Here is a 10,896-nt window from a genome sequence, read left to right as displayed (position 1 = left end):
AACCCGGAGATGCGGGACGCCGGAACGTGAAAGTCGCGCTTGAGCTGGAGAAACGTGTGGTGCCTGGAACGCCTCCCTGGAACGCCTCCCTGGAACGCACGGGGTGCCTGCGGCGGTCTTCTCGGGCGATGGGCGTGCAGCAGCCGTCCCTGTGCATGAGGCGGCCCACCGCCAGCCACTCCTCACCGTCGGCGTGCTCCGACTCCCGTGTGGTGTGCTTCCGCTCGAAGGTCGAGGTCAGGTCCTTCGTGCTGTACAGACTGCTCGGCCTCGGTGCCGCCACAGTGGACGGGGGCCAGGGCCCCGCCCACAGATGGACGGTCATGGCCGACCCCGAGGGCAACGAATTCGACGTCGTGCGCACCCACCACCCACCTCCCACGACAGGCCCCCTGCATAGCCAGGTCTCAGCGAGAGGGCGGACCGCTCACGTCGCCCGGCACTTCCACGTCGGCCGCCGGGACAGCAGTGGGGAGATTTACTTGAAAGTTCAAGACGGGTAGGGTGCCCGGCATGAGCCAGAGAGGCCCGCGCCGTCATCGCAACGGCCGGAGCGCGACGACGCGGCTGATGCGGCCCCAGGGCGGCACGGCCCGTACGACGCTGCTCACTCTCGTCTTCCTCTTTCTCGTGCCCCTCTTCGGCATCCAGGGGTCGACGGCTTCGGCATCCCCTGGAGAGTCGACCGCCCGCACCGCGACCGTCTCCTACGTCGCGCCCTCGGCGGACTCCCCCGATGACGACCGGGGCTGCCACGACGGTCAGCCGACGGATCCGCACGGCGCGATGGTGCCGCGCCCCGAACAGCCGGGGTCGCCCGTCCCCAAACCGACGGCCACACCGCCGGTTCCCCCGTGTACCCTCCTGGCCCTTTCCGGTACGCCGTACTCGGACACGACGTCGGTCGACCTGTACGGAATCCAGATCATCAGAACGTAGACGGGTCTCTCCACCCGCAAACAAGCCGACAGGGCCGGACAAGGCCGGTCGGCGCGACTTCGCCATGCCTTCGGCTGCAGCCGAACGTACGGCCTTCACTCACAGGAGAGACGCATGTCCATTTCCACCAGCACGCGCACCACATCCCGGAACGAAGCCACCTCCCTCCCCGCGCCCTCCCGGTCAGGCAGTGACGCCGGGCTCCTGCTGCTGCGCTGGGCGGTCGGCCTGACCATGGCCGCCCATGGAACCCAGAAGCTCTTCGGCTGGTTCGGCGGGGGCGGCCTCGACGGCACCGCGGACTTCTTCGCGAGCAGCGGCTACTCGGCCGCTCGGACGATGGCGGTGGTCGCCGGGCTCACCGAGACCCTGTGCGGCCTGGGCCTCGTGGCCGGTCTGCTCACGCCGCTCGCAGGGGCGGGCATCGTGGGCATCATGCTCAACGTGGTTGTCGTGAAGTGGGACGGCGGATTCTTCAACCCCACCGGCATCGAGTTCGACCTGCTGCTCCTCGTCGCCGCCGCGAGCCTGGCACTGACAGGACCCGGCAGGCTCGCGGCCGATCGGCTCCTTCCCGTACTGCGCGCACACCGGCTCGTGCACGGCCTCGCCGCCGTGGCGCTCGGCGCCGTAGCGGCCGGCATCACCCTGGTGACCCTTCGGAGCTGACGCGCCCGGTGACTTCTCCACCCTGGGAGCGGGGTCCTACTGGTGGGAGGCCGGTAGGACCCCGAGGGACCGTCAGGCGGTGAGGCTCCAGCGATCGATGTCGGCGCCGAGCTACGTCACTTGACGGAATCGGCCGCGCTCGCCCCCGCCTGGCTTTCCTCGCGTGGCCGCACGCGGGACGGGTACAAGGTCGGCATCGTGCAGAATCCGGCGCTGTCCCTGTCCGGGGACGTCACCGCGTTGCGGCAGGCAATCGACGCGCTGGACGGTCGGCCGTCCAGGTGGGGCATTCCTACGGCGGAGTCGTGATCTCCGAGGCAGGCACGCACCCCAAGGTGGCGGCCGGGTTCGCCGGTCCCACCGATCCTGCCACCCAGGGATGGCTTCCTGTTCCTGGACCGTGCGATGTCCGGGAGGACAGGCTCGCAGGCCGTCGAGGTCGCCGCCAACCGCCTGGGTGCCGTACTGGCGACCGCGCTCATGCTGAGCACCTTCCTGGTGACGGGTGGCGGCACGGCGCCCGCGGCGAACCCGGATACGCACCGGGTCGCCACATGGAACATGCAGGTCGGCGCCGACCGGGGGACCGGCGTGCGCGTCCTGGCACGGGACAACAGCGTGGTCGCGATCCAGGGGGCGCTCAACACTCAGCCCGTGGGCTCCCTTCACATGGGGACGCTCAACGGCATCGACGAGTACTGGTCGAACATCGGCCGGGGCAACTGGCGTTACCTATACGCCTTGACGGCCGGATCGCACGACGTCGGGATCGTCACCAGTTTCCTACCGGAGTGGGTCATCCAGGGAAGCCGCGTGTGGCGGTCGCTACGCATCGCCAATTGCCCCCCTTGTCCGCTCACTTGACTACTTGAGGTCGGAGAGGAGTGCGTCGAGTGTCTTCTGCAGGGCGTCGGAGTTGGTGGTGTCGAACCACGTGGTGCGGATGCGTTCGTTGGCTCCTTTCGGTGTCTCGTGGTCGGCTGCGAGCTGGTGCAGGGAGCGGGTCTTGTCGCTCAGGGCGCGTCCGGCGCCCTGGAAGAGGCCGCGGATGTAGCGGTCCGCGTCCTCGGTGGGAATGCCGTGGCGGGCGGCCCAGGCGGTGAGTGTGGCCAGGTACCAGTAGTGGGTGGTCAGCGTGGCCGTCAGGGTTTGGTAGGCGTTGAGGGTCGCTTCGTCCGCGACGGGGAGTGTCCCGCCGAGGCGGCCGAAGAGGTCGTCCACGGCCGGGTGGGTGGGGCAGGTCACGGTGACGGACTGGCGCTCGCGCGCGGCGGGCAGCGGGATGGCGCGCACTACGGGGGCGTCGGTGCCGAGAGTTTGGCGCAGTTCGCTGATGGCGACGCCGGTCATGACGCTGATCACGACCTGGTCGCCGCCGACCTGGAGCCCGGCGAGGGCCTCGTCACGGTCCTGGGGGCGGACGGCGAGGATCACCAACGCGCAGCGGTTAACCACATCCTGGTTGTCGTTGCACACCCGCACGTTCGGATACTGCTGGGACAGATCGGCGGCGGTACGGGCGCCTCGTGGCGAGAGGTAGATCTCGGGCGGCTCCTCGATGCCGTCACACAGGCCGTCCACGATCGCGCGGGCGATTTCGCCCACGCCGATGATCCCGATGCGCTTCATCATGTCTCCTGTCGTCTCGCCCGCAGTGGCCCCGGCCCTCATTCATGACACCGCTGCTTCGAACCTGCGGGTGGAGACCGCGGCAACGGGCATGGCGGTTCATCCTGCCTGACCGGTGCCCGCAGGGACGTGGTGGGTCCGCCGGGCGACGGGCGGGGCAGGCCAGGCCTGCTCGTGATCCACTTGAAGATCGGTCCGCCATGCCTGTTGCCCCGGCCTGACCCATACCCCCAAGCGCCGCCGAGCGTGCGCAGTTGAAGAAGATGGCCTACGGCCACCGGATCGAACACCAGCTACGGATGCGCCCCCAGGCCGTCCTGCAAGCCGCGCGCGGACGCTCCAATGCGCGTATCGCGCGGGAGACCGGACTGCACATCGACACCGTGCGCCGATGGCGGGGCCGGTTCGCCCAGGCGGGACGACCGGACTCCGAGAACGCGAACCCTACGGCCGCCCGGCCTCGTTCACCCCGGTGCAGGCCGCCGAGACCAAAGCACTGGCCTGCCGACTCCCCGCCGAGAGCGGAATGCCGCTGGCGCGCTGGTCGTGCCCGGAACTGGCCCGGGAGGCGGTCGCCCTGAACATCGCGCTCTTCCTCTCAGCCTCCACCGTGCGCCGCTGGCTGCCCCAGGACACCCTCAAGCCGTGGCAGCACCAGTCCTGGATCTTCATCACCGACCCGGACTTCCGCCCCAAGGCCCAGCGCGTCCTTGACCTGTATGCCCGCACCTTCGAGGGCATCGCACTGGGCGACGACGAGTACGTCATCAGCGCGGACGAGAAGACCTCCGTCCAGGCCCGCTGCCGCTGCCACCCCACTCTCACCCCCGGCCAGGCCAGAGCGATGCGGGTCCATCACACCGACCGATGCGGCGGGGCCCCGGCCTACTTCGCCGCCTACAACGTGCATCAGGCGGAGGTGTTGGTCATGACCTGTGGGCCCTATGCCAGCCCGAAACGCGTGTTTTGGATCGTGAACAACGGCCTCGCACCGCGGGCAGAAGGCCGCAGCCCGGCTGACCAGGGCATTCCCGAACGCCGTGATGGCCCACACTCCCGTCCACGCCTCTTGACTGGACCAAGCGGAGGTCTACTTCTCCGTCGTCCAGCGAAAGGCCGTCCAGCGGTAGGCCGTCCAGCCCAACGAGGGCTGCTCCGGCTGCGTCTACACCCCTGACCTCGCGTGACCCGGCCACGTGACCCGGCCTGGCCCCTGCCGCCTCAGCGTCAGGGGCCGTCGTCATAGCCATCATCAGTGGCCTCCGCCTACACGAGGCGCTGTGGTCGGAGCTCCCGAAGAGTGCGCTGCAGTCACGCGGTGGGCACGAACGCTCTGACCGAGGCGCCGAGTGCATGGTCAGGTGGTGCGGCACAGAGCGTGGTCGATGAGGTTGCGCAGTGCGTCCTCCTGACGGGCTGCGATCTGTGGGTCCGCGGAGCGGCTGTGCGCGGAGACACTGATCGCGCGTCGGCCGTCCGTGGTTGTGGCTGCGCGGATGACATACCCGAAGCCGCTTCCTCCGTGCCCGAGGTACCCGCCGCCGCAGGACAGTGGGGTGAAGAACAAGCCCAGGCCGTCCCGGGTGCCTGCCGGGTGGCCGCTGCCCTGCGGCACCGGGACTGTGGTCCGCATGGCAGCGAGCTCGGCTGGCTTCAGCAGCCGCCCGTCGACCAGGGCGGTGAAGAAGCGGTTGAGGTCACGGGCCGTGCCGGTCATCGAGCCGTCGGCCCCGCTGTCGAAGGGGCGGTAGGGGATTGTGGTGTCGACCATCGGGCCATCCATGGCGAACTGCTGGTAGTTGGCCGTGTGTGGACGCGGGAGGAAGGGTTTTGTGCCCGGGGTGTCGGTGTGCCGCAGGCCGAGGGGGCGCAGGATGCGATCGTGGACCTGCTGTTCCCAGGTTCGGCCGGTGATCTTCTCGATGATCATTCCGACGAGTACGTAGTTCGTGTTGGAGTACGCCCAGCGGGTGCCGGCTGGGAAGTCCGGCTTGTGGCGCATGGCCAGCGCGACCAGCTCTTCGGGCTGGTAGGAACGCCACCGGTTGGCGAAGTAGGCCTGGGCGCTGGGGTCGGGGAAGACGTCGTGGACGTAGTCGGACAGGCCGCTGGTGTGCTGCAGCAGGTCGCGGACGGTGATGGTCCGGCCGTCGTTTCCGGTTCCGGACACGACCCCGGGCAGCAGTTTCTCCACCGTCTGGTCAAGGGAGATCCGCTTCTCTCCCACCAGTTGCAGCACGACGGTGGCGACGAACGTTTTGGTGGTGCTGCCCAGGCGCAAGTAGCCCTCGTTCGCGACCGGGCGATGAGTGACCAGGTCTCCCACCCCGGAGCGGGCCGTGGTTGTCCCGCGCGGGGTCTCCAGGCGGACCGCTACTCCGGTGACCCCGGTATCCCGCAGAGCGTCGGCGTCACGTTGCACGGACCAAGCCGTGCCGGAGGGGCGTGGCGCGGCCGAAGCCGCGAGGGACGTCAGAGACGACACGGCCAGCGCGAGCACCGCAGCTGATAACCACACACGACGAAAGATCATGACCTGAGGCTAGGAACAACAACGTGCACTAGCCATCCGGGATACGCCCCTTGTGAGCGGGGGGCAGCCGGATGGACAAGCGCATCAGGTAACCGGCCTCACCGGCTGAACTTCCGCATCTGATAGCGCCCAGCTCCGAACCAACGCGGCTGAGGTCAACTCCAGCGCCCTTTCTGCTGTTCAGAGTCCGCATTGGAGGAGGCCCGATCCGATCTCGATGCCGCGAGGGAGGCCAACCGGGATCTGACCAGACGAGGGAAGGGGGGCACCCCTGGGTGGGCCTCCGGGCAAGCGAGGCTTGGCGCGTTCGGCTGCCCATCCGCCGGGCTGGTGCTTCGCGGTCTCGCCGTTATGGCACGTCGAACACAGCGGACGCGAGACCACGCGTCCGGATCACTGGCATCCCGAGCCACCAAGGCACGCCGTGACCCGGGGGAAGCGGTCGATGACCGTCACAGTGCGCGAGCAGTGCACCCATCACGGATGCGCGTAGAGGTAGCGCTTACGGATGCGTTCCCATCGGACGCCGTATCCCTTGGCCGTGCTCGTGCCTCGTTGTTGCTCGGCTTCCCTCGCGTGTCTCGGGGCAGCGCCCCCCCGTGGCGAGTTCAGGGCAGCCGGGTACCGAGCAAGGGGGGGCGGGGAATGGTGGATCACCTCCAGCGAGGGTATGGGGGAGTTGGCTTACGTGGGGTGGACGGAGTCGAACCGTCTCTACCGCCCGGTTTCGGCACGGGGACCACCTGCGCTATCTCGGGGCAGAGTCACGCCTACACCACACTCCTTACGCACCAGGACGAACCGGGTGAGGGCCGGTCTAGGGCGGTGTCTTCGTCGGCCGTGACCGGTACGGTCAAAGATCGTTGGCAGCGCATGAAAAACGCCAGGCGTGTGCTTGCCGCTATCGCCCAACCCGTCTGTCCCGCCCCAGATGATCAGGCAGAACAGATGAGGCCTGGTCTGTGTTTAAGGCGCATCGTGCGGGCTACCCGACGAGAGCGTCCGACGGTCGGCCGGGACGAAGGCGCCGGCGGGTTGAGTCCACAGCTCCCGGTGCCGCCCATGGGCCTCGTTACCGTCCCCCTCGCAGGGCGCTGCTGCCGGTCACGGCGAGCCGACCGCGTGCAGGCGCCGCAGCGCGCCGCGCAGCTCGCGTCGCATGTGGTCCGGGAGCACCTCGCCCTCGGCCGTGGCGAGCAGGGCGGCCGCCACGACCCGGAGTTTGACATTGCAGTGCTGGGATACGTCCACCAGCAGGCCCCAGGCCCCCTCACTGGAGCACGGTGCCAGGGCCATCAGCATGCCGCGCGCCTGGTCGATCACTGCGCGACTGGTCAGCGCACTGCGCAACTGTTCGTTCTGGATGCGCAGTTCGGCCACTTCGGCCACCAGGGCACGAATCTCCGCCGCAAGTTCCGCGCTCGGCGCGTGCCGGGCTTCATGGGCCGTGGTCGCCTGTTGCATGGTGCGCCCCTCGTCACGCAGGTGGTCAGTGGCGGGCGAACTGCCTCTCGCCGCCCGCGCCGGACGCCATCGTCGTGCCTCGTGCCTGATCGCTCACCACGTGGTCGGTCAACGCCCGGTGCGGAGTCTCGTTCTCCGCGCGAGGCATGATGATGGTCTGCGCGAGGGCTGTATCTCCCCAGGCCACCCCGGCCTTCAAGGCCCGTCGCTCTTCGCTGGCTCTGACCGTCTGATTCATGACTCCCGCCAGCGATGGCGTATGCCGTCGCGGCGGTCCTGGCGCGTCCAGCGGCCGCGGCGCTGGCGCCGGTAGCGGGGGGCCCAGCGGTCCTCACGATCGCGTGAGTCCCGGTACTCCCCGTATCCGGAGTCCTCACCGTGATACCTGCGCCCCGATCCGCGCCTGCCGTAGTGGACGTATCCGAAGATCAATAAAACTCCGGCAAGCCACCACAGGGAGTTCACAAAGCCCAGACCGAACAGGGGAAGGGCGAGGAGGGCGCACAAGAGGATCACGGCGGGCCTTCCCGGCGCGAAGGGTCTCCCCGCTCGATCGGAGTCACGAGCTTGGTGGAATAGGGGGAGATTGGTTGCTGCCGGGGGCCAGGGCTTCCTTCAACAGCGTAGTCCTGCCCAGAGGTTATAGATAGTTTCCGGTGTCAATACCTGCCGCTCGGCATAGGCGGCCGCTCGACGCCTGTCCGAGGGCAATGTCGGGGGGACTAGCGCCCGCCGCGCCACCCCGGCCCCCAGCAGCGTCGAGCAGTCAGCGCGCTCCCCGAAGGGTGCCTCCTGCACCCCGGCTCCGGAGCCCCACCACGTCACGCGTAGGCCTCCGCGCCACCGCCGCGCGAGCCCGGCTCGTCTCCATGTGCCCCCGTACGGTCAACGATCCGCTCACCGCCCCATCACACATGCCCGACAGCAGGCGAAGCAGCGGTCGCGGGCGCCGGTTCAGCCGTAGTCGCCGGGCAGACATGGCGGAAGGGGCCGAAGCGACGCTTCGGCCCCGAGCACGACGTGCCATCACCCGCCGGTCCGGCTCAACGGACCGGGACCGCGAAGCGCAGGATGCGCCCCCAGGTGGAGGCGTACTGCCGCCACAGCGGGCCGGTGACGTAGGGGATGTTGTACTTCTCGCAAAGCGCACGCACCTGTGGCGCGATCTGTGCGTAGCGGTTGCTGGGCAGGTCGGGGAAGGCGTGGTGCTCGATCTGGTGGCCGAGGTTGCCGCTGAGGATGTGGAAGAGCGGACTTCCCTCGATGTCGGCCGACCCCTGGATCTGCCGCAGATACCACTCGCCGCGTGACTCGCCCGCCACCCGTTCCTCGGTGAAGGTCTGGACGTCCCCTGGGAAGTGACCGCAGAAGATGATGGTGTGCGACCAGAGGTTGCGCACGGTGTTGGCGGTGAGGTTGCCGAGCAAGCAGGGCAGCGCGGAAGGACCGGCGAGGAGAGGGAACAGCACGTAGTCCTTGCCCAGTTGGCGAGCCGCCTTGGCGAGGAACCCGCTCAGGTCGGCAACGAACGCGCGTAACGGCTTGCGACCGGCGGCGACGGCGTCGGGCTCCAGGTCGTAGAGCGCGATACCCCATTCGAAGAGGGGCGCGAGCAGGAAGTTGTAGAGCGGCTGGGCGAGATGGCGTGGGCGCCAGCCCTGTTCGCCGCTCATCCGGAAGACGATGTACCCGAGGTCGCGGTCACGGTCGACGACATTGGTCCAGGTGTGGTGCAGGTGATTATGGGTGTGCTTCCACGCCTCGGCCGGTGTGAGGAAGTCCCACTCCCAGGTCGTCGAGTGGATCGCCGGGTCGCCCATCCAGTCCCACTGGCCGTGCAGGATGTTGTGACCCAGCTCCATGTTCTCCAGGATCTTGGCGAGGGAGAGCATGGCGGTGCCCGCACACCAGGCGGGCGGCAGAAGCGAGACGGCCAGGGCGAGGCGGCCTCCCGCCTCGAGGCCGCGCTGGGTGGCGATCACGGCGTGGACGTAGCGCGCGTCCTCAGCGCCTCGCGCGGCGAGGATTTCGGCGCGGATCCGGTCGAGTTCCTCGCCGAAGGCCGCACTGAGTTCTTTGCTGAGGATGGTCGCGGTCGGCGCGATGGCGGTGGCGGTCATGGAGGCCCCTTACGTGCCTAGGCGTCGAGGGACAGCGGTCCGGCCGCGGCCGAGACGCAGGTTTGAATCAACTGTCCGGCCCTGTCGTGGAGTTCGCCGGTTCGCAGGTCGCGCACGCGGCCGTACGACAGTGGTGTGAGGCAGCCGAAGCAGATGCCGCGTCGACAGCCGTACGGCATCGGTACCCCCGCCGCTTCCGCGACGGCGAGGAGCGGGGTGGCGGCGTCCCCGGTGGCCTCGGCGCCGGTGCGGGTGAACACGACCCGGCTGCCGACCTGGCCATCGGGGCTTGGCGGCATGACCGGTGCGAGCTGGAATCGTTCCACGTGGAGCCGGTCTCCGAGGCCCCGCGCCGCCCAGTGCTCCTCGACCATGTCGAGCAGCCCGGCGGGGCCACAGGCCCAGGTTTCGCTTTCACGCCAGTCCAGGCATAGGAGCGTGAGGCGCTCAGGGGTCAGGCTCCCACTGCCCGCATTGCCCAGCCGGGTGTGGTGCTCATGAAGGCGGAGCCGCGGTAACTGCCGGTCCATGCAGCGCAGGTCGTCATGGAAGATCGCGTCTCGGGAGCTTGGTGCGCTGTGCACAAGCACCACATCCGGCTGTGAACCCCTCACAGGGGAACGCGTGAGGCATCGGATCAGCGCCGTGACCGGAGTGGCGACGCTGCCGACGGTGATCATCAGCAGTCCGGGCGGCAGCGGGTCCGGGAGAGTGAAGTTCCCCTGCGCCGGGCCGAGTCGCAGTAACGCGCCCGACGCCGTTCCATGGGCCAGGAGCGGGGACACCCGGCCACCCGGCGTGGCCTTGACGGTGATCGTCAGGAGACCGCGGTTCCCTCCGGGAGGGCAGGTGAGGGAGTAGGTGCGCCAGAGCCACGCGCCGTCGATCTCCACTCCGACCGGCAGGTACTGCCCAGCCCGATGCCCGGCCCAGCCGCGGCCCGGTCTGATGGCCGGCGTCGTGGCGTCCGCGGTTTCCGGCCGCACGGCCGTCACACGGCCCGCCGGTCGGCGGGCGCAGAGCAGCGGATCGACCAGGCCGAGGTAGTCGTCGAGCCTGGCAGGGCTGGTCAACAGATCGGCGGCCGACCGCAGAAGGCCGGCGACGCCCCGGGGCTCGGGCATGCACAAGGTCCTCTCGTCACAGTGCACAGCAGTGCTTGCGGCGGGGTCCCGACCCGTTGACGGCAGCCTAACCATGACCGGCCGTACGCCAGGAAGACCGAACGCAGCTAACGCGCCATGCATCAACGGGACGCGAATGGCTGGGGAATCATGGCAGGCACCAGAAAGCACAGATGTTCGGGACGGCAGCGCGTGGCAATCTCGCGAGTCAAGCGCCTTGAGCCGGGCAGAAAATGGCCGGATGGCGGCCGCGCCACGCCGGCCAAGCGCAACTCAGCGACCGAGGCGCAGATGACGCCGACTTCTTTCGGGTACGGTGCGCGGCCGAGTGTCGCGGCTGGGACGGTCGCAGGAGTACGTTGGCGGTACCGAGAGCATTTTCTGACCGGCTTCCATGCCGGTATCTCTCTCGGTGCGA

Annotated in this window: 11 protein-coding genes and 2 pseudogenes; 7 read left to right on the top strand and 6 right to left on the bottom strand. The window is 68.8% G+C overall.

Annotated elements, in window-relative coordinates:
- Positions 1–257: 257 nt before the first annotated feature.
- The 5 genes and pseudogenes from ACZ69I_RS37800 to ACZ69I_RS37780 form a co-directional block, all read left to right on the top strand.
- Positions 258–374 (top strand): annotated as a pseudogene (locus ACZ69I_RS37800) (VOC family protein); the annotation flags it as partial.
- Between the two features lie 139 nt (positions 375–513).
- On the top strand, positions 514–939 hold the full coding sequence (locus ACZ69I_RS37795; RefSeq protein WP_470837047.1) for a hypothetical protein: 426 nt from the start codon (positions 514–516) through the stop codon (positions 937–939).
- Between the two features lie 114 nt (positions 940–1,053).
- The gene (locus tag ACZ69I_RS37790) at positions 1,054–1,608 is read left to right on the top strand and encodes a DoxX family protein (RefSeq protein WP_470837045.1); all 555 of its coding nucleotides are present in this window, start codon (positions 1,054–1,056) and stop codon (positions 1,606–1,608) included.
- Between the two features lie 120 nt (positions 1,609–1,728).
- On the top strand, positions 1,729–1,917 hold the full coding sequence (locus ACZ69I_RS37785; RefSeq protein ID WP_470837044.1) for a hypothetical protein: 189 nt from the start codon (positions 1,729–1,731) through the stop codon (positions 1,915–1,917).
- Positions 1,918–2,013: 96 nt separating this feature from the next.
- Positions 2,014–2,472 (top strand): hypothetical protein, encoded by a 459-nt coding sequence (locus ACZ69I_RS37780; RefSeq protein WP_470837043.1) that lies wholly within the window; start codon positions 2,014–2,016, stop codon positions 2,470–2,472.
- On the opposite strand, the gene ACZ69I_RS37775 is transcribed toward ACZ69I_RS37780, so the two are convergent.
- Positions 2,473–3,240 carry an NAD(P)-binding domain-containing protein gene (locus ACZ69I_RS37775; protein WP_470837042.1) on the bottom strand — a complete coding sequence of 256 codons (768 nt, stop codon included), beginning with the start codon at positions 3,238–3,240 and terminating at the stop codon, positions 2,473–2,475.
- A 260-nt stretch (positions 3,241–3,500) separates the two neighbouring features.
- Here ACZ69I_RS37775 and ACZ69I_RS37770 point away from each other — a divergent pair.
- Both ACZ69I_RS37770 and ACZ69I_RS37765 read left to right on the top strand, forming a co-directional pair.
- Positions 3,501–3,656, top strand: a pseudogene (locus ACZ69I_RS37770) (helix-turn-helix domain-containing protein); the annotation flags it as partial.
- The gene (locus ACZ69I_RS37765) at positions 3,629–4,414 is read left to right on the top strand and encodes a helix-turn-helix domain-containing protein (protein ID WP_470837041.1); all 786 of its coding nucleotides are present in this window, start codon (positions 3,629–3,631) and stop codon (positions 4,412–4,414) included. The pseudogene ACZ69I_RS37770 and the gene ACZ69I_RS37765, both read left to right, overlap by 28 nt.
- Positions 4,415–4,594: 180 nt before the next feature.
- Here ACZ69I_RS37765 and ACZ69I_RS37760 read toward each other — a convergent pair whose 3' ends face one another.
- From ACZ69I_RS37760 to ACZ69I_RS37740, 5 genes are all read right to left on the bottom strand, one after another.
- Positions 4,595–5,659 carry a serine hydrolase domain-containing protein gene (locus ACZ69I_RS37760; RefSeq protein WP_470837039.1) on the bottom strand — a complete coding sequence of 355 codons (1,065 nt, stop codon included), beginning with the start codon at positions 5,657–5,659 and terminating at the stop codon, positions 4,595–4,597.
- Between the two features lie 1,215 nt (positions 5,660–6,874).
- A complete protein-coding gene (locus ACZ69I_RS37755; RefSeq protein WP_470837038.1) occupies positions 6,875–7,234 on the bottom strand; it encodes an ANTAR domain-containing protein in 360 nt (119 codons plus the stop codon).
- A gap of 25 nt (positions 7,235–7,259) precedes the next feature.
- Positions 7,260–7,472 (bottom strand): hypothetical protein, encoded by a 213-nt coding sequence (locus ACZ69I_RS37750; protein ID WP_470837036.1) that lies wholly within the window; start codon positions 7,470–7,472, stop codon positions 7,260–7,262.
- Between the two features lie 805 nt (positions 7,473–8,277).
- Positions 8,278–9,354 (bottom strand): fatty acid desaturase family protein, encoded by a 1,077-nt coding sequence (locus ACZ69I_RS37745; protein ID WP_470837035.1) that lies wholly within the window; start codon positions 9,352–9,354, stop codon positions 8,278–8,280.
- A 17-nt stretch (positions 9,355–9,371) separates the two neighbouring features.
- Positions 9,372–10,478: a ferredoxin reductase gene (locus tag ACZ69I_RS37740; protein ID WP_470837034.1), complete on the bottom strand. Its 1,107-nt coding sequence runs from the start codon at positions 10,476–10,478 to the stop codon at positions 9,372–9,374.
- Between the last annotated feature and the right edge of the window lie 418 nt (positions 10,479–10,896).

The organism is Streptomyces sp. NPDC036815 (genome assembly GCF_055609205.1).
Note: the sequence above shows the minus strand (reverse complement) of the source record. Positions and strands in the feature narration are given on the sequence as shown.